Source organism: Acinetobacter sp. LT1 (genome assembly GCF_059800965.1).
In genome coordinates, this window is record NZ_JBBAXE010000040.1 from 1 (window position 1) to 509 (window position 509).

Annotated in this window: 1 pseudogene; it reads right to left on the reverse strand. The window is 38.3% G+C overall.

Going from position 1 to position 509, the window contains the following annotated elements:
* Positions 1 to 433, reverse strand: a pseudogene (locus WBW42_RS18760) (IS3 family transposase); the annotation flags it as partial.
* Positions 434 to 509: the final 76 nt, after the last annotated feature.

Sequence of the window (509 nt, forward strand, 5' to 3'; positions counted from 1 at the left end):
CGCATCAGCTTCAGATCTGATGCACTCACAGGTTTTGGGCGATAGTAATAACAACCACGGGAGACTTTCAGCAGCTGAGCTTGCTTAGATACTGAAATCTGAAGTGAGTCATCGATTAACTTTTGTGGTTGAAGCGGCCCAGTTTCTTCAACACACCTTCTAAAAAATCAATTTCTAATGCCTGCTCACCGATTTTTGCATGTAGTTTTTTTAGATCGATGGGTGGTTCTGTTGGAGCTTTTGATTGATCGAAAGCTTGCGAGGAAGCTGAAATCAGTTGATTTTTCCAGTCGATAATTTGGTTTTGATGAACATCAAATTCAGCACTCAATTCAGCAAGTGTTTTTTCTGCTTTAATCGCAGCAAGTGCTACCTTAGCTTTAAAATCATTTGAATGATTTCTTCTTGGTCTACGTGCCATAAAATACTCCATATATTGATGTTTATAACATCATTTGGGGAGCAAAATATCACTTATAAGTGTTGTTCAAATTTCCTGATCCACCTCT